Consider the following 18646-nt stretch of genomic DNA (forward strand, 5'->3'; position numbering starts at 1 on the left):
CGCTCTACCATTATTACTTAGCAGTGGTATTATACCGACCTTAGTTGCTTACTCAATCCTATTTAGGTGCCCCCCCTACATGATCAGGGCTTTAATTAAGAAAGTTGGCTTTCTTTTTGGAAAGGCTCAACCTACAACAGCGAAAATTGGACAACCCATTGTTATTCCACGCAGTCAGCATGGGATTTCACGTAAAGAGATTAGTGAAAATGCGCTAAAAGTCCTTTATCGCTTAAATAAACACGGTTATGAAGCCTATCTTGTGGGTGGTAGTGTGCGCGATCTGCTGCTGGGACTGCATCCTAAAGATTTTGATGTGGTCACCAATGCCAAGCCCGAAGAAGTACGACGGGTTTTTCGAAATTGCCGTCTTATTGGCCGCAGGTTTCGGCTTGCTCATGTGTATTTTGGACATGATATCATTGAAGTTGCCACTTTTCGTGGTAAAACCGATGCACCGTCCGAAGATATTTCGCATTCAGAACAAGGCATGATTTTACGTGATAATGTTTATGGCACCATCGCCGAAGATGTATGGCGCCGTGATTTCACGATAAATGCGTTGTATTACAATATTGCTGATTTTTCTATTGTCGATTATGTCGGTGGTTTTGCCGATTTAAAAGCAAAGCGCATGCGCATGATTGGCGATGTCAAACAACGTTATCGCGAAGATCCCGTACGTATTCTTCGTGCTGTTCGTTTTGCCGCCAAAGCGAATATTGAACTCAGTAAAGAATTAACCCAACCGATTGCCGAGCTAAAAGAATTATTACATCACATCTCTTCTGCCAGGCTTTTCGAAGAAGTGATGAAAATGTTTCATTCCGGAGTTGCTTCTCGTATTTATCAAGAATTAAAAACGAATGGATTATTGGCAGAATTGTTTCCCATTACGGATGACAGCATTAAGAAAAATGTTCATCCAATGGATGCTTTGCTAGGCATCGTTTTTCAAAGTACCGATAATCGAATCCGTGCTGAAAAACCGGTTACGCCTTCTTTTATTGTTGCAGCCTTATTATGGTATCCAATCGTTGAGCGCACAACAGCATTAATGGAAAAAGGTATTCCTTTTATTCCTGCAAGAATGCAAGCAACTGAAGAATTATTATCGCAACAAGCAAAGCGTATTAGTATTCCAAAGCGAATTACTTTGGGAGCTCGCGAAATTTGGCAGTTACAAATGCGCTTAGAAAAGCGACATGGCAAACGTGCTCAGCAATTAATCTCAGAGCAACGTTTTAGAGCCGCTTATGATTTCTTAGAAATGCGTGCACAAATCGGTGAAGACGTTAATGACTTATACGAATGGTGGCGAGCTTATATTGATGGTGATGCCGCTATACGCAAAGAGCTGCTTAAAAAAGTAAACCAACCGACCGGTAGAAGAAAGCGACGCAAAAGAAAGCCTGCACCAACATGATGCAAATAGCCTATATAGGATTGGGCAGTAACCTTGCTATCCCTCATCAGCAAGTATTACAAGCGATACAGCAAATAAAAGCGTTAGCTCATACGACTTGGTTAGCAGAGTCTTCATTATATTTAACGCCACCTTGGGGAATTAAAGAACAGCCTGCATTCATTAATGCTGTGGTGAAAATAGCAACCGATTTACCGGCGCATGATTTGCTAGATGCATTATTAGCGATAGAGGTATCCCAACAGAGAGTGCGCGCACAGCGTTATGGGCCTCGCACCATTGATTGTGATATTTTGTTATATGCCGATGAAATGATTACAACAGAGCGCTTACAGGTACCACATCCTTTTTTGTTAGAACGGGCTTTCGTTGTTATTCCTTTATTTGAAATTGCACCGGCATTAATTTTGCCAACAGGTCAAATTTTGGCAGAAGTTGTTAAAAAATACCAAGACGAAAATATTAAAAAATTTATTTTACCATCAGAGGAAATTGAGTGATGAATCCTATTTGGCAACGTTTACAAGAACAAGCAAATAATATGCAACAGCAAAAAATTGCAGATTTGTTAAAAGAACCTAAACGTGTCGAACAATACTCATTCGCTGTTGGTGATATCTATTTAGATTATTCCAAAAATTTTATTGATCAAAACGTTATGGCATCGTTGCTTGCGCTGGCCGATAGTGTTGAATTGACGCATGCAATTAAGCGACTGATTGCCGGAGAAAAAGTTAATATCACGGAAGACAGGCCGGCACTTCATACTGCGTTGCGTCGTGATTTAAATAAGCCCTTACTCGTTAATCAGCAAGATGTTATGCAAAATATTGGCGCGCAATTTGATAAAATGGCAACGATTGTTGATAAGTTGCATGCAAAACGTTGGTTAGGCGCCACGGGAAAGCCTATTACCGATGTGGTTAATATCGGTATTGGTGGCTCTGATCTAGGCCCTTTAATGGCGGTTGAAGCATTAAAGCATTACCAACAATCCGCGGTAAAAATGCATTTTGCTTCCAATATCGATCCCGTTGTGATCTCAGATTTATTGAAAGAGCTTAATTCTGAAACGACCTTATTTATTATTTCTTCTAAATCGTTTTCAACACCTGAAACATTAACGAATGCACAAGTCGCTAAAAACTGGTTAATCGCGGCATTAGGGCAATCAATAGAAAATCATTTGTTAGCCGTGACCGCATCGCCTGAAAAAGCACAAGGATTTGGTGTTCATTCAGATAATATATTAACCTTTGAACCGTGGGTTGGTGGGCGCTATTCGATTTGGTCTACGATAGGATTACCGCTCGCGATTAGCATTGGAATGACTCATTTTAAAGATTTTCTAAAAGGCGCAAGTGCCATGGATGAGCATTTTGCCAATGCAGAGCTTGCGCAAAATATGCCAGTTATTTTGGCATTACTGGGTATTTGGTATATCAATTTCTGGCAAGCCTCAACGTTAGCTGTTTTACCCTATATCAATACCTTGCAATATTTGCCTGATTATTTACAACAACTGGATATGGAAAGTAATGGTAAGCAGGTTACGATTCATAACCAGCAAACACCTTATACCACGGGACCCATTGTTTGGGGACAAGTGGGTACCAATGGGCAGCATGCGTTTTATCAACTATTACATCAAGGAACGCACTTTATTCCAGTTGATTTTATTGTGGCAGCGAATAGTAATAGTAGTTTAACTGAACAGCATCAGCAGCTTATTGCGAATTGCTTTGCACAAGCACAAGCACTCATGCAAGGTCGTGACGATACCAAGTTTGCACATGAACATATGCCAGGAAATAAACCGAGTAATATATTGTTGCTAAAGAAAATGACGCCTTTTGTCTTAGGGCAATTATTAGCACTTTATGAACATAAAGTTTACGTGCAAGGAATTATTTGGCAAATTAACTCGTTTGATCAACCTGGCGTTGAGTTAGGTAAAAAATTAGCAGATCGCTTATATCAAAGTATTAAAAATCATCAATTCGATGAGCAAATTGATGTTTCAACACAAGCGCTTATTGAAAAATGCCGCGAGATGAGTCAATAGTACAAGCAAACCAGGGAAAAGCGTTCTGCTTTTCCCTGGTAAATCAATTAAGCGTAAGGCTTAACCACATAATCAGATAGTAATTTACCGATAAAGTAGCCAGCAGCAGCGCCCACTACACCACCCACACCGCCTAAGCCATATTTACCAACATCAACACCTGCTAGTACATAAGGGTATGCTGTACTGGATGTGGCATAACCTTGGAATGCGCCCAGCGCACCGGTGATCCATTTAATGCCGTCTTGTACAAAAGTATCAACGGCAGATGCATCAGCAGCACCAGAGATATGAGTTACTTCCTGTAATGATAATTCACGCATGATATTTAGACCTCGCAATGCGTTTTGATATATGAAAATATGCGTACACAATCATTGTGTACGTAGAGCAATGTACCGAGGTTTTTTAGTTGCGTCAAAAAATTCAAGTTATACACAAAGTTAGAAACACAGACTCAATTGATAACAGAGTATCAATTTTAAAATGGGAAGAGGATAACCAATGGGCTACGAGACGATGTATCAGCATTCCATAGCCGACCCACAAAAATTTTGGGCACAGCAGGCAGAATACTTTATAACTTGGCATGAAAAATGGCAGGCAATTGATGAAAGTGATTTTACCGAAGGAAAAGTTGCCTGGTTTCGCGGAGCAAAATTAAACGCTAGTTTTAATTGCCTTGATCGTCATCTGGCTAAACAATCAGATAAGATTGCAATATTTTGGGAGGGAGATAACTTGCATCGTCGTCAGGCGATTAGCTACCAAAGATTGTATGAAAGAGTGTGTCGATTTGCGAATGTGTTAAAAGCGCAGGGGATTCAAAAAGGAGATAGGATTTGTATCTATTTACCGATGATTCCAGATGCCATGATTGCCATGCTAGCTTGTGCTCGAATAGGGGCTGTACATTGCGTTGTCTTTGCTGGATTTTCTGCTTTGGCGTTAGCAGAACGGATTAAAGATTCTGGCTGTAAAATGGTCATCACTGCTGATGAAGGAATACGCCAAGGAAAAGTATTTGCCTTAAAAAGTAATGTTGATGATGCGCTCGATAAAGTTGCCGTCAAAAAAGTGATCGTCATTAAAAATAGTGGCGCAAAGGTTAGAATGCATCGCCAGCGAGATGCTTGGTATCATGATCTTGCTTTTAATGTTCCTAGCGAATGTGAACCGCAAATCATGGATGCTGAAGATCCCTTATTTATTTTATATACCTCAGGCTCTACAGGCACACCGAAAGGTATTTTGCACACCACAGGTGGTTATTTACTTTATAGCGCCATCACTTTTCGTTATGTATTTGATTATCATCCTCAGGATATTTTTTGGTGTACAGCCGATGTTGGATGGATCACAGGGCACAGCTATGGCGTATATGGACCATTAGCGAATGGTGCATCGATTGTGATGTATGAAGGCGTTCCTACTGCACCAGAGCCTGATTTAGCTTGGAAAATAGTGGATTATTATCAAGTGACCATTTTTTATACGGCACCCACGGCTATCCGTAGTTTGATGGCATTCGGTGATGCACCATTAGCATCAAGTAAACGTGATAGTTTGCGTATTTTAGGTTCGGTTGGTGAACCTATTAATCCAGAAGCGTGGCGTTGGTATCACGATAAAATTGGAAACGGCCGCTGTGAAATCGTTGATACATGGTGGCAAACGGAAACGGGAGGTATCATGATTGCGCCGATCCCAAGCGTTAGTCGACAAAAACCGGGTGCGGCAACCACACCTTTTTTAGGGATTGAGCCCCTTATACTGAATGAAAATAAAGAACCCGTTAAAGCAGGTGAAAAAGGTTTTTTGGTGATTGCAAAAAGCTGGCCCGGACAAGCGCGCACTATCTACGGTAATTCTCAACGTTTCTTTAATGGCTACTTTAGTCGTTTTCCTGGGCATTATTTTACAGGAGATGGCGCATACAAAGATAGTGACGGTGACTTTTGGTTAACAGGACGCGTCGATGATGTTATGAATATTTCAGGGCATCGCTTAGGAACCGCAGAAATTGAAAGCGCGTTGGTGTTGCATCCGTTCGTTGCTGAAGCAGCAGTGGTTAGCGTCCCACATGCCATTAAAGGAGAAGGTATTTATGCTTTTGTGACCTTGATTGATGGACAAAAGATGACATTGGCATTAGCGGCTGAATTAAAACAACAAATCGCAAAAGAAATTGGTAAATTTGCAATACCGGAAGAAATTCATTTTGCACCTAAATTACCGAAGACCCGTTCTGGCAAAATCATGCGGCGTATTTTGCGATGCATTGCAACAGGTGAGCTGGATAAAATGGGTGATATTTCTACCTTGGCAGATCCTGACGTATTATCTTTACTGCTTAAATGAATTTTTTTTGATAGGCTTAGCTTACTATCACCATGGAAGGAATCCTTATGCGAGACGTTTACATAGTTGCGGCGGCAAGAAGCGCGATCGGAAGTTTTGGTGGTTCTCTTTCTAAAACACCAGCTAGTGAAATCAGCGCGCAAATTATTAAAGGACTACTCACACAGCTTGACTTGTCACCCGATAAAATTGACGAAGTGATTTTGGGACAAGTATTAGCAGCAGGAACAGGACAAAATCCAGCTCGACAAGCAAGTATCGCGGCGAATATCCCAGCAACGGTTCCTGCAATGACAATCAATAAAGTCTGTGGCTCTGGTTTAAAAGCAGTGCAGTTAGCATACCAAGCAATTCTTTGTCAGGATGCCGACATTGTGATTGCTGGTGGTCAAGAAAATATGTCATTAGCGCCACATTATTTACCGCATTCCCGCCAAGGGCAGCGTATGGGCGATTGGGCATTAAAAGACAGTATGATCATTGATGGTTTATGGGATGCTTTCAATGATTACCATATGGGACAAACTGCTGAAAACATTGTGTCAAAATTTAATGTTTCACGCGAAGATCAAGATGCTTTTGCATTGGCTTCACAACAAAAAGCAGAAGCGGCATTGAAATCAAATCGTTTTGCTAGTGAAATTATGCCCATTGAAGTTAAATCAGGCAAAGATGAAATTCAACGCTTTGAGAAAGATGAATATCCGCGTTCGACATCGTTAGAAAAATTATCACAATTGCGTCCAGCATTTAACAAAACCGGTTCAGTAACGGCAGGAAACTCTTCTGGACTCAATGATGGCGCGGCCATTTTAATTCTAGCCAGTAGCGATGCTTGTAAGCGATTACAGTTAAAACCATTAGCTAAAATTGTTGCGGCCGCAAGTGCGGGTGTTGATCCTGCCATTATGGGCACAGGGCCTATTCCTGCTAGCCGTAAGTGCCTTGAAAAAGCAGGATGGACAGTCAACGATTTAGATTTAGTCGAAGCAAATGAGGCGTTTGCAGCACAAGCACTTTGCGTCAATCGTGAACTTAAATTGGATACCAATAAAGTCAATGTCAATGGAGGCGCAATTGCATTGGGGCACCCCATTGGTGCATCTGGCGCACGAATTCTTGTGAGTTTGTTGCATGAAATGCAACGTCGTCAAGTAAAGAAAGGCTTAGCGACGCTTTGTATTGGTGGTGGACAAGGAATGGCACTAGCGATTGAATGCATGTAAGGAAAATAAATGATGAGCACACATCAACGAGTAGCACTGGTGACAGGTGGCACAGGCGGTATTGGAACTGCAATTTGTCAACAGCTTATTAAAACAGGATTGCAAGTGGTTGCAGGTTATAGCCATGGTGGTGATAGCTCTTATGCTTTAACGTGGCAAAAAGAGCAAGCCGATCTTGGATATGAAATAGGGATTGTTTATGGCGACGTTTCTAATTTTGAATCGTGCACTGCAATGGTGGATGAAATCGCAGCAAAGTTTGGTGCAATTGATGTGTTAGTAAACAACGCAGGTATCACAAAGGACACCATGTTTAAAAAAATGTCTGTTACAGATTGGCAAGCGGTGATGCGGATCGATCTAGATAGTGTTTTTAACACCACACGCCAGGTAATTAATGGTATGATAGACCGGAATTTTGGTCGCATTATTAATATCTCGTCGATCAATGGACAAAAAGGCCAATTTGGACAAACCAACTATTCAGCAGCAAAGGCTGGTATGCATGGTTTTACCAAGGCATTAGCACAAGAAGTGGCTGCAAAAGGAGTAACTGTAAATACGATTTCGCCAGGATATGTGTTAACCGATATGGTTAAAAAAGTAGCTGCAGATGTCATGGAGAAAATAATTGCCCAGGTACCGGTGGGAAGACTTGCTGAGCCAAATGAAATTGCGCGAGTTGTAACTTTTCTTGCGGCAGAAGAAGCAGGTTATATCACAGGTGCTAATATTGCTGTAAATGGTGGGCAGCATATGTACTAGTTCTTAAACAGGGTGACTAAGAATGAGCGAACCTCGCGTTATAAAAAAATATCCGAACCGTCGTTTGTATGATACAACCATCAGCAGTTATATTACGTTGGAAGATGTCAAACGTTTGGTTGTTGAACAAGTCGCAATCAAAGTCGTTGATGCAAGAAGCCAAGAAGATATTACACATAGTACTTTATTGCAGATTATCATCGATCAAGAAGAAAACGGTCCTCCATTATTTACAACGCCTATTTTACAGCAAATGATTCGCTTTTATGGCGGCTCTATGCATGCACTGTTTGGCAAAATGTTCGAGCAAGGTATGCAATTATTTGAACAGCAGCAAGCGGTATTTAATGAAGAGAAAGATCCCTTGAATATGATGTCACAGTTGACTCAGCAAAATATGACACAATGGCAACAGCTGCAAAATCAATGGATGAATGCATTTGTTGCGAAACAGACAGCGGAGAGAGAAGAAGATCCGCAACCCGCCTCATAATTTGTTAACTAACTTGACTCTTCTTTGGTTGGTGTCTATGCTTGAAGCAACTGCTGCATTGCGGAATCACCAAGCCAAGGAATGAATCATGATGAACTCAATTTATGAACAGTGGCGTGCATTTGCGAGCTCGCCGTCCAATGAACCGTTAATGTCATTTCATCATTTAACGACCCACTTGGGCAGTGAGATCGTGCGACGCCAGATGAATATTATGAATGATTTAATGCAATGTAGCGCAGAGCAAATGCATCAGTTAAGCCATGCTAAAGGGATGGATGAGATCGTTGCAACCCATACTCGTTTTATTGCAAAGTCTTCACCCAAGCTAATGGGGCATGCTCAAGATACATTAGATTGTTTCTTAGATGGTGCGACGCAGTATCGAAAGTTATTAGAAAATACGTTTGTAAAACGTGCGCAATAGTGACCATCGATTAGATTTTTTTGAATAGTGTATTTAAGACGGTAAAAAATCCCTCACGTGACAGGTGGGGGTCAATGTTGCCACTTAAAAGCAGCGCTAATTGTAACCAACCTAAAATACTTGCTAATAGCACAGCAGGGATCGCAAGACCCAGTCCCAATAATAAAAAGCAAGAAAGAGAGCTCAGTGTGCTAAGGAAGGTAATCGTTCCAAGCATAGGATCGCTCATTGAGAGCATCAGTACCGCGTAACCTAACCCCAAAACAACAAAGAAAATTAGTGCGAATACACTATAAAATTTGATATTGCTCATTTTATTGTCATTAATTTTTTCAGTTGGGGTAGTGTAACGTGTTGAGTGGAAAGAAGTCAAGTTTATCAACTAACACCATCCTAGTCATACCATGTGGTAAAATGTCCCACTTCTTCGCGTGCCGTACGGTATTGATTTACAGGGTGTGACCAGTCTGCAAAACCCAATGCCATACCGCATACAATATGATAATTCTCACTAATATTTAAATGCTGGCGGATAATATCCGGATACTCTGCTAAGGCGGCTTGTGGGCAGGTTTCTAAGCCAACCCCCCGCGCAGCTAGCATGACATTTTGCAAGAACATTCCCATATCCATCCACGAGCCTTTGCACAGCTTGGCATCAAGATAAAATATGAGGGCAGTAGGCGCTTCAAAAAAGGCATAGTTGCGATACCACTGCTGTTTACGCTGTTCAACATCCTCTTTACGAATATGCAAAGCGCCATAAAGTGCTAGGCCACATGCTTTACGTCGTTCTTTGTAAGGCTCAAACCAATCTGTAGGATAGTATTGATAGTCAGGATTTTCAGGTTGGTCTTGTTCTCGGGCTTTTAGAATATCTTTGGTTATTCGCTGTCGATGTAGAGAGCCTACAATGGCAACGTGCCAGGGCTGCGTATTAACCCCAGAAGGGGCAAAGCGTGCGGCCTCTAAGATAGTTTCAATTAATTGAGGAGGCACAGGCTTATCTAAGAAAGCCCGCACCGAGCGACGCTCGCGCATGGCTTGACAGACGTCAAGTATGGGCGAACTTTCAAAATGACTATCGTCCTTGTTTTTCACGGACTTCTGCAAGTGTTTTGCAATCAATACAAAGCGTTGCGGTCGGTCTGGCCTCTAAACGACGAATGCCAATTTCAATACCACATTCCTCACAATAGCCATAGTCACCACTATCAATCGCTCTAATAGATTCATCAATTTTATTAATGAGTTTATGTTCGCGATCGCGTGCTCGTAGACGTAGGGCAAACGTTTCTTCTAATGTGGCTTGGTCGCTGACATCAGCAGGTACTTCAGCTAATTCTTTTAAATCGTGAATAGTTTCATCGCCACCTTGTAGCAGGGCAGCTTTCCAAATATTCAACAATTTTCTGAAGTGTTCCTTTTGCGCTTTGCTCATGTACTCTTCGTCTTTTTTAGGCTCATAGGGCTTGACCCCATAAGAGAGCAAAGTTTGGGTGGTGGTCGGTTCTTGGCTTCCTTGCGGTGTTTTCATAGTCGTTTTTTTCTTCGTTGAGCTGCTATTGGTTTCTGCTGACACGGGGTCCTCCTCCTGATACACATTTCGTTCAGGCAAGGTTCAATCTATATCAATTCTTGTTTGAACAGCAATCATAAAAAAAAGTTCCTAGAAACTTTCTAACAAATTCTTAGTAAGAATTCTAGTGATTGTGCTTCCATACACTGAGGGAGCGAATATACACGCAAACATAAGCTTTGGCTACCACCACTCAACCTTTTAGTTAATTTGCCGACATATACAGAAGGAAAAAAGTAAAAAGGTTAAATTCAGTATGGAATTTCCTAGCTCGTTAACACAAGCTATTTTGCTGAAGCGTTATAAACGCTTTCTGGCTGAGATCGTTGTGAATAACCAGGAACATCGAATTATTTATTGCCCCAATATGGGCGCAATGACAGGCTGCGATATTTTAGGGAGTCGCATTTGGTTTTCGCAATGCGCAAATCCACGAAGAAAATTCCCAGAAACCTGGGAACTGGTCGAAGTTGATGGTGGGCATTTGGTTTGTGTCAATGTGCATAACACGAAGCAATTAACTATCGAAGCAATTCAAAATGGTGTGATTCAAGAGCTTTCCTGTTACGAGCATATTGACGATGATCCTGAACTTTTAGATGAATGTAGCTTTGATATGGTGCTAAAGCATCAAGCACATGAAGATGATGAGCAAAATACGGCTTTTGTCATGATGCAAAGCGTGACGATGGGAGATGAAATACATCGTGGATTTTTCCCAGATGCCATGACGCAAAAGGGAGTACAGCAGCTCAAATCATTAATCTATGCGAAGCAACGTGGTTATCGAGCGGTGTTAGTGTTTAGTGTGTTGCATACCGGGATCCATCGCTTGTTTCCTGCGGATCATATCGATTCTGAATATGGTGGTTTAATTCGTCAGGCTGTCATTGCTGGTGTAGAAGTGATTGGCTATCGAGTTGATATTAGCTTTAATGCGATTTCTTTAACAGAGCCAGTGGAAGTTTGTATTCCAGCGAGAATGATTTGCTCGTCTCGTTCGGAGAAAAGCCAGTAAATCGTTATCAGTAAAAAGGGATACATTTAAGTATCCCTTCCTCACATCCATCGTTAACTATCGAGAAAAAGCCCTTTTCCGAGAGGGGGTAGACTTGAGCGATTTATATCGTGTGATCTTCGGCTTTGAACCTGCTGAGCCTGGTGAATAGAGAAGCGGTTTTGCTGGTGGCAAGGTTATTTCATCTAAATAATCTAGAAAAGACGCGACGGTGTGATCAGTCGAGTCTATCTGAAGTTTTCCTTTAGCGGTTTCGCTACTAATAAAAGTGCTAAGTTCTCGCGCAGCGCTTTCTAATGCGATAGCCGTGTTGCCGCACTTGAATCGAGGAATAACTTTATTTTCGATACATTGCTGAAGTTTTTGCAATAACTCATCAGTTCTACTGGAGTGAAGATGAATAATGGGACCAAGTAATTTATACGACATTATCTCAAGTGCGGCATCTGTAGGATATTGGCGTTCAAGCGTTGTTTTCAAATTTGAAAAAGAGGTCACAGAATGTAAAGCAAGATTGCGTTGCAGTATCATGTGAGATAATAAAATATTCCCTATCGTTGTCAATTTGTTTTCAAATGTTTGATTTTCATTTGCAAGAGTTAATTGTTTTGATAGCGTAAATATTCGTGGAAGAGGGCAGGGGTAAGAAGCTTCAGTCATGTTAAGCTTGGATGAGGATGTTACTGTAAAAAGCGCTTTCAATTCTCGAAATGTCACATTCCATTCTAAATGAGGCATCGTTTCAATTAAGCGCGATACAGGCGGTGATTCTAAACCCGAGACAATGGCACTAATCGAACGAAAGTCGGGCCCTATATGATCAGGTTGTTTTAATAATTCATTTGCTAGATTGACCCACAATTTAAAGTTTTTTTCAAATTCAAAAGTTGCACGACAAGAGAGTAGGCTTATCTTAACAAGATTACTCAGATTTTCCCAACAAAGCACTTCATAATGAAAGCTAGCAAATTCTGCTTTACCCAGCTTAAGCGCTTTTATTGATTGTATCAATCCTAAAGAAAGCGTGCTTAATTCATGCGCAAGGCTTCTTACAAAATAACCATATTCTTCACCTTCACAATCCAGCGTTGTTTTAAACAATTCTTCGAAATCGACAGTAAACAAATAGAGTGGATGGATATTGAACCATTGATTTAAGATATCAAGATTATTTTGTAATACAGGATGAGTTGCTACTTGAATAGCGTGCATGCGCCTAATACAGCCATTGATTTGAGCGATGATTCTCTGTCGTTCAAAGTTATTAGTAGAAATAGATTGTTCATTTTCGGTGATAAATCGCTCTAACAATGGATGTTCTATGGGAGAGCGCAGTTTTTTCGAATCAAAGGATAAATATAACACCTCGCAGATGATAAGATTTGCAATATTTCTTTGATAAGGATTTAAATAAGGAAACAGAGAGACAACGTGGTCTAATACATGAGAATAACCGCCAATTTTGTAAGCTAATCCCTGGATGATAGATGGAGCATGATGGAGCTCATTTTCAATAATGCCAATCATATTGAAAACGGATTCACGTGGACTTCCAGGAGAGATAGTATCGCTCATCATTTCTTCGATAGGATCGTCTAACTGTTCTTTAGGTGTTATTTTATATAACGCATAGATGAGAGTCGTTAATGCGGTATGTTCTTCATTCAAGGTAGTAAAAGCCTTTTTTCTGGCAATATTTAATTTAATGGATAAAGCATTTTTTATATCGACAAAAACTTGATGAATAATTGAAAGTGTGATTTTGCTGTTGCTTATGCTGGTGATGTAAGCATCGATGGTGCCATCTTTATCCAACAGATGAGTGATAGAGATTTGCTCTAAATAAGTTGCGAGTTTTTTTAGGGCATTAATGTAATGATCTTTCTCTTTATTGAGCGTAAGCGGTAAAAGACTTTTCTTAAAGAACCGATCAAGATTAACCGATGACGGTGGTAAGATCGAAGTGGAAGGTTCAGATGAACTATTGGGTGCTTCTGTATTTATTCTTCTGGAAGAGAGCGGTAATTCTGCCATTGAAACTTCAGATGAGCTACTTGATGAGCAATGCGGTTGGGATGATTCTAAAAACACATCCTCTAAATTAAACGCCAAATGTGTTTTGATGATAGATTTTAATGCACGAATTTTAATCATGTCTTCTTTGGTACGAATCGAGGCAGTAACAGATGAATCGTTTGAACTACTAGAAGCGACACAAGAGCTGCTATCTCCTGATAAGCTAAGATGTTTAAATTCCTTTTGAAGCGCTTCGATTTTTGTTTGATTGAGAGACCGTTCTTGGATTTGTGTTAATAATTCAACAGTGTGATGTGATGGGGTTTTATTTTCCATCATACTCTCTAATAATTCAGCATCACTTTCAGCTAATTGAAGGGGGGTTCTATTATCATTATTTCTTGCATAGAGATTACTGCCCATCCTTATCAATAAAGTAACCATGGTGGTATATCTATCTCTAACCGCAAAGTGTAAGGGTGTTTCATTATTTGCGCTTCGGGTATCGATATATAGCTGACGTTCGGTAAAATATTGGTCTGTCTTACCCAGTAAATCAATCTTTTTATATTGAACAGCCAAATGTAAAAAAGAGAGTCCATCAGCATTCAACTTTTTTAAGTCTGAGAGAGTGCAATTTTTTAATAAACTTTCTGCAATGGCAGCATGATGAGGTTGTGTCATCGCAACTAAGTGCAGTAGTGTATTATTTCTTTTGTCGGTGATATCTGAAATAGAAAAACGATTTTTATGATGTTCAATTAACCAATGAAATGATTTTGATAATGAACGTTGAAAACATATGACAATAAATTGTTTTATAAAATGGGAATCAGCATGCGTATAAAGCAAAGCGATTTGCTGGTGATCTTGTTCTTGAAGAAGAGTATGAATATCGTCATCAGCATTCGCATTGTAGAGTAGGCTGAGTAATTGGTTTGCTAAGGCTTCGATAGGTGTAACGCCACTTATGCTCATTTTAAGTCATCCATCTGCAAATTTAGGAGCAGGCGAGATTACAATAAAATGAGCAAGCTAGTCGTTAAGAGAAATTCCTAGAATAGGATGAAAGGGGCGCTTATAAAAGTATACCAGCGGTGTAAGATAAGCCACCGACAATGGCGCCTAAACCACTGACTAATGCGACATTGTCGATTTTGTATAGTTGATACAAAGCATCTTTGTTATAAATAATCGATACCCATCCCATGAAAGTCACGGCAGCCCCGGTCAGTATAGCGGCTGTTAAAGAGCCCCCTTGAATAGCTTGACATTCAGTTTGCTTGAGTTCACGCATATTGTTTTTCCTTCTCAACAATTAAATTGTCGATGAGCTCTTCTGAGACTAACGACACAAATTCTTCTTCTTCATCTGTTAAAGGTTCTGCTTCGTCAAGTTGCTTCGCCAGAACATCATTATCTGCTTCTGAGGCATCGCTCAATTTAGCACGATGGGCTATTCTTTGCTCTAAAATATCAATGGAACAGATAAATAGCAAAATATTAAAACGGGATTGATGTTGTTTTGCAACTGTTAAAAAAAGCGCGCGTTGCCATTCTTTTAAACAAGTCGCATCAATAATCACTGAAAAACGGCTATTCATGATAAGTGCTGCCAATTTTTGCATGTGACGATAAAGTGTTTGTGTCGATTCTTCAGAGTATAACGTTTCTTTTTGTAACGCAGTGCTTTGGGTTAAAGGAGAAAGATGATGCAAGTGTTTTCTCAACACATCCGAACGTAAACGGATAGCGCCATTTTTTTCTAAAAGTTGTTGGCTGTAGAGTGTTTTGCCGCTGCCTGAAGGCCCCATCATGATAGTCAATTCAGGGTTATAAAGTTCGCAATAGCGCTCAGCAAGGCTTAAAATCGTTACAAATTCTGTTTGTAACTGTTTCGCCTCTGCATCGGTTGGCGCAAGTTGCTGATGCAATAAAGCAGATACTTTTGCTCGTACCATTGCGCGATAACATTGGTAAAAACGCAGTAACTTGAGTCCTTCATAATCTTGCGTGAGTTCTAAATAAGCATTGATAAAATGATAACCTAATGAAGAGGCATAGCAATGATCTAAATCCATCGCTAAAAAAGCAACATCACTCATGACGTCGGTATAACGAAACCCTTCATTAAATTCGATGCAATCAAAGATAACAGGTTGGTTATTGTTGAGGACAATATTGCCAAGATGTAAATCGCCATGACAAGCACGGATATAATTCTGTTCTTTTCGATGTTGCATAAAAGAACGTAATTCTTCAAATGTGGTTTGCGTTTTGTTTGCGATTTTTTCAATTAAGCTTAGATGAGAAGCCGCAAGTGGTAATTTTCGCAAAACTGTAAAATTTTCCATCAGTGGTACATAAATTTCATCGGGCGAACCATAAGGAAGTTCAGCTGGGCAAATTGTGGCTTGTTGATGAAATGAAGCAAGCTGCTTACTAATGTTATCGATGATGTTCACCGACAATTTCTTTTGTAGCGCCATCGTTCGTAACAAGTTTTCTTGGGGGAATTGGTGCATTTTTACGGCATATTCAAATGCTTCATGTTCTTCTCGCAAAGAAGGATTGGACGCATTACCAGAAATACCGACAACCCCAATATAAAGCTGACCGGCAAGCTGACGGTTATATTTAACTTCCAACTCACAATAATGCTTTCGTTTCTCTAAAGTGGTGAAGTCTTGAAATCCCAGATTAAGCGGCTTTTTTATTTTATATGCAAAAGAGCCGGTTAAGATAACCCAGGACAAATGGGTCTCAATCACTTCAATGTTTGTGCTATCGTGAGGATAGCACGCTGGATTTTTTAAAGCTGTAATCAGTTCATTTGACATTAAGTTAAACTCGCAAAAACTTTATCCGCAGCTCGTAAGGTTTCGTCAATACATTTTTTATCATGGGTAATCGAGGTAAAGGCACTTTCAAAAGCGGAAGGACCAAAATAAATGCCTTCTGCTAGCATACCATGATAAAAACGGTTGAATTTCTCAACATCGCATTGCATGACTTCTTTATAATAGCTGACTTTAGGCTCGGCCGTAAAAAACAAGCTAAACATCCCCGTTAACCAGTTAATTTGGAGTGGGACATGATGTTTTTGACTTAGGCTTTGTAAGCCATCAACCAAGGATTCAGTGATTTGTTGTAATTCTTGGTAGAAACCAGGGCGTTTCAATTTAGTTAAGGTTGCAATCCCAGCTGCCATTGCAATGGGATTACCCGATAAAGTACCCGCCTGATAGACGGGCCCCACGGGCGCTAAGTGTGACATGATATGCTTTTTGCCACCCAGGGCACCGACAGGCATACCTCCCCCCAGTATTTTTCCGAAAGTAGTCAGATCAGGAGTAATTTGATAAAGACCCTGAGCACCTTCTAGCCCAACCCTAAAACCGGTAATGATTTCATCAAAAATCAATAAAGCGCCATATTGATCGCAAATTTGTCGCAAGGTGCGTAAAAAGTCACGATGGGGTAAAACACAACCAATGTTACCTGCAATAGGTTCAACGATAATTGCCGCAATTTGCGGACCATATTGCTTGAAAGCCTCGATAACCGATTGGCTATTGTTATATTCGAGATTGAGTGTGTATTTGGCAACATCAGGCGGTACGCCGGGAGAACTGGGGTGTCCTAATGTCAAAGCGCCAGAGCCAGCTTTAATCAACAAGCTATCGCTATGTCCGTGGTAGCAACCTTCAAATTTGACAATCATATGCTTGCCAGTAAAACCGCGTGCTAGTCGCAACGCCGTCATGGTGGCTTCTGTGCCAGAGCTAACCATGCGTACTTGTTCAATGCTTGGTACAAGCTCGCATACCAGTTTTGCCAGCGTTACTTCAGAGCGGGTGGGAGCGCCAAAGGAAAGCCCTTTATGCATTGCTTCTTGAACAGCGCTAATAACATAAGGATCTTGATGTCCTAAAATCATAGGGCCCCATGAGCCAACATAATCAATAAATTGTCGATGATCTTCATCAAATAGATAGGGACCTTTCGCGCTATCAAAAAATAAAGGGGTGCCGCCGACACTCTTAAAGGCTCTAACGGGTGAATTGACGCCACCGGGGATATATTGTTGAGCTTCGGCAAATAAGGTTTCAGAGTGCGACATAGCTAGTCCTGTAAGACGACAAAAAGACAGCTAGTATATACCGCTCGTACTTGAAGATGCGAGATTTCAAAATTCCTAGCGAGCAGTATATCTTGTTTGAATGCTGTGCACGGAGTAAATCCGTGCTTGCAATCAGGGGGAGAATAGCGATTCTCCCCCTGATAACCCCCATCGCATAAGGACGTACTTCAAATAATGCTTCGCATCTTGAAGTGTAATGGGTATATACCGCCCCTGATTAAAGATGCGAAGATTAAGATATAAAAAAGTTAATTAACTAATTTTTTCGTTCTTTTTTAACGTCATATTCAAAAGAAGCTTCTCTTGACCAGTAAAGTCGGTTAGGTAAATGTTGCCCCATGCCCAGACGGTAAGCCTGTCTTAAGCATTCTGCGGTGTATTCTTGAGCTTGATGTACCGCAGAAGAAGGCGCAAGACCTTGAGCGAGTAAACCAATCAGAGCAGCAGATAAAGTGCAACCTGAACCTTGATAATGATTTTCTAAGCGATCCCAATGAAAGACTTCTAAGCGTCGATAATTGCCATAAAAACTATTCGTAATTTTATTGGGTAATACGCTTTGGCCTGTAATCAGCACATAGTCAGCACCATGCGCCATAATTTCTTGTGCACAAGCATCTAAGGAATCGGCTTCGCAGGCGAGTAATCTGGCTTCATTTGCATTAGGGGTACACACCGTAACAAATGGCAGAATGAGCGCAATCATCGCTTCTAAGATGCCTGGGTCAAAGGATTTTGCTTTAGCCCCTAGATGTAAAGAGGGATCTAATACAACAGGAATATCACGATAGGTACTCAGGATTTGGTGTACAGCGCGAATATTTTCAATGGAACCTAAGATACCAATTTTAAAACCAGCCACTTGAATGTCTTCAAGAACGGCACGGGCTTGATCATGCACTAATCGACTGGGGCATGGGAAAAATTGATAAATATCCGTTGTATCTTGTGCAGTGATAGAGGTTATAACAGGAGCGCAATGGCACCCCATAGAGCCTAAGGATTCAATATCGGCTTGGATACCTGAACCACCAGAAGGATCGCTGGCAGAGAAAGAGATGACGACAGGAATGGTTGGTTCAGCGTTATACATGGTTTTGCAATCTTCTCTCAGGTTGAATTTGGA

Annotated in this window: 18 protein-coding genes; 9 read left to right on the forward strand and 9 right to left on the reverse strand. The window is 40.7% G+C overall.

The window, feature by feature from the left end; translation table 11 throughout:
- The first annotated feature begins 79 nt into the window (after window positions 1-79).
- From pcnB to pgi, 3 genes are read left to right on the forward strand one after another with little or no spacing between them, the layout of a single operon-like run.
- Window positions 80-1426, forward strand: coding sequence for a polynucleotide adenylyltransferase PcnB (gene pcnB / locus HT99x_RS02085; RefSeq protein WP_083482936.1), 1347 nt, complete (start codon window positions 80-82; stop codon window positions 1424-1426).
- Complete coding sequence (folK, locus tag HT99x_RS02090; protein WP_200957141.1) at window positions 1423-1926, forward strand: 2-amino-4-hydroxy-6-hydroxymethyldihydropteridine diphosphokinase; 504 nt, start codon at window positions 1423-1425, stop codon at window positions 1924-1926. The genes pcnB and folK overlap by 4 nt, the downstream gene beginning before the upstream one ends.
- Entirely contained in the window at window positions 1926-3491 is a 1566-nt protein-coding gene (gene pgi, locus HT99x_RS02095; RefSeq protein ID WP_075066953.1) for a glucose-6-phosphate isomerase, read from the forward strand. Before folK ends, pgi begins: the two co-directional genes overlap by 1 nt.
- A 47-nt stretch (window positions 3492-3538) precedes the next feature.
- On the opposite strand, the gene HT99x_RS02100 is transcribed toward pgi, so the two are convergent.
- Entirely contained in the window at window positions 3539-3814 is a 276-nt protein-coding gene (locus tag HT99x_RS02100; protein WP_075066954.1) for a hypothetical protein, read from the reverse strand.
- Window positions 3815-3995: 181 nt separating this feature from the next.
- Here HT99x_RS02100 and acs point away from each other — a divergent pair, with 181 nt between their 5' ends.
- The 5 genes from acs (at window position 3996) to HT99x_RS02125 (ending at window position 8763) form a co-directional block, all read left to right on the forward strand.
- A complete protein-coding gene (acs, locus tag HT99x_RS02105) occupies window positions 3996-5852 on the forward strand; it encodes an acetate--CoA ligase (protein ID WP_075066955.1) in 1857 nt (618 codons plus the stop codon).
- A gap of 47 nt (window positions 5853-5899) precedes the next feature.
- Complete coding sequence (locus tag HT99x_RS02110; RefSeq protein WP_075066956.1) at window positions 5900-7078, forward strand: acetyl-CoA C-acyltransferase; 1179 nt, start codon at window positions 5900-5902, stop codon at window positions 7076-7078.
- Between the two features lie 9 nt (window positions 7079-7087).
- Window positions 7088-7843, forward strand: a complete 756-nt coding sequence (gene phbB / locus HT99x_RS02115; RefSeq protein ID WP_445971427.1) for an acetoacetyl-CoA reductase — start codon at window positions 7088-7090, stop codon at window positions 7841-7843.
- A 22-nt stretch (window positions 7844-7865) separates the two neighbouring features.
- Window positions 7866-8336 carry a polyhydroxyalkanoate synthesis repressor PhaR gene (gene phaR / locus HT99x_RS02120; RefSeq protein ID WP_075066957.1) on the forward strand — a complete coding sequence of 157 codons (471 nt, stop codon included), beginning with the start codon at window positions 7866-7868 and terminating at the stop codon, window positions 8334-8336.
- Between the two features lie 88 nt (window positions 8337-8424).
- A complete protein-coding gene (locus HT99x_RS02125; protein ID WP_075066958.1) occupies window positions 8425-8763 on the forward strand; it encodes a phasin family protein in 339 nt (112 codons plus the stop codon).
- Window positions 8764-8773: 10 nt separating this feature from the next.
- On the opposite strand, the gene HT99x_RS02130 is transcribed toward HT99x_RS02125, so the two are convergent.
- From HT99x_RS02130 to dksA, 3 genes are all read right to left on the reverse strand, one after another.
- Entirely contained in the window at window positions 8774-9076 is a 303-nt protein-coding gene (locus HT99x_RS02130; protein WP_075066959.1) for a hypothetical protein, read from the reverse strand.
- Window positions 9077-9156: 80 nt separating this feature from the next.
- Window positions 9157-9864 carry a nitroreductase family protein gene (locus HT99x_RS02135; RefSeq protein WP_200957142.1) on the reverse strand — a complete coding sequence of 236 codons (708 nt, stop codon included), beginning with the start codon at window positions 9862-9864 and terminating at the stop codon, window positions 9157-9159.
- The gene (dksA, locus tag HT99x_RS02140) at window positions 9845-10381 is read right to left on the reverse strand and encodes an RNA polymerase-binding protein DksA (RefSeq protein WP_445971428.1); all 537 of its coding nucleotides are present in this window, start codon (window positions 10379-10381) and stop codon (window positions 9845-9847) included. Before dksA ends, HT99x_RS02135 begins: the two co-directional genes overlap by 20 nt.
- Window positions 10382-10598: 217 nt before the next feature.
- Here dksA and sfsA point away from each other — a divergent pair, with 217 nt between their 5' ends.
- The gene (gene sfsA / locus HT99x_RS02145) at window positions 10599-11360 is read left to right on the forward strand and encodes a DNA/RNA nuclease SfsA (RefSeq protein ID WP_075066960.1); all 762 of its coding nucleotides are present in this window, start codon (window positions 10599-10601) and stop codon (window positions 11358-11360) included.
- A gap of 57 nt (window positions 11361-11417) precedes the next feature.
- On the opposite strand, the gene HT99x_RS02150 is transcribed toward sfsA, so the two are convergent.
- The 5 genes from HT99x_RS02150 to thiD form a co-directional block, all read right to left on the reverse strand.
- A complete protein-coding gene (locus tag HT99x_RS02150) occupies window positions 11418-14354 on the reverse strand; it encodes a RasGEF domain-containing protein (RefSeq protein WP_075066961.1) in 2937 nt (978 codons plus the stop codon).
- Window positions 14355-14454: 100 nt separating this feature from the next.
- A complete protein-coding gene (locus HT99x_RS02155) occupies window positions 14455-14673 on the reverse strand; it encodes a hypothetical protein (RefSeq protein ID WP_075066962.1) in 219 nt (72 codons plus the stop codon).
- Complete coding sequence (locus tag HT99x_RS02160; protein WP_075066963.1) at window positions 14666-16216, reverse strand: AAA family ATPase; 1551 nt, start codon at window positions 16214-16216, stop codon at window positions 14666-14668. Before HT99x_RS02160 ends, HT99x_RS02155 begins: the two co-directional genes overlap by 8 nt.
- Window positions 16216-17499 (reverse strand): glutamate-1-semialdehyde 2,1-aminomutase, encoded by a 1284-nt coding sequence (hemL, locus tag HT99x_RS02165; protein ID WP_075066964.1) that lies wholly within the window; start codon window positions 17497-17499, stop codon window positions 16216-16218. Before hemL ends, HT99x_RS02160 begins: the two co-directional genes overlap by 1 nt.
- Window positions 17500-17776: 277 nt before the next feature.
- Entirely contained in the window at window positions 17777-18613 is an 837-nt protein-coding gene (gene thiD / locus HT99x_RS02170) for a bifunctional hydroxymethylpyrimidine kinase/phosphomethylpyrimidine kinase (protein ID WP_075066965.1), read from the reverse strand.
- Between the last annotated feature and the right edge of the window lie 33 nt (window positions 18614-18646).

Source organism: Candidatus Berkiella aquae, from assembly GCF_001431295.2.
In the GTDB taxonomy this organism is placed as follows: Bacteria; Pseudomonadota; Gammaproteobacteria; order Berkiellales; family Berkiellaceae; genus Berkiella; species Berkiella aquae.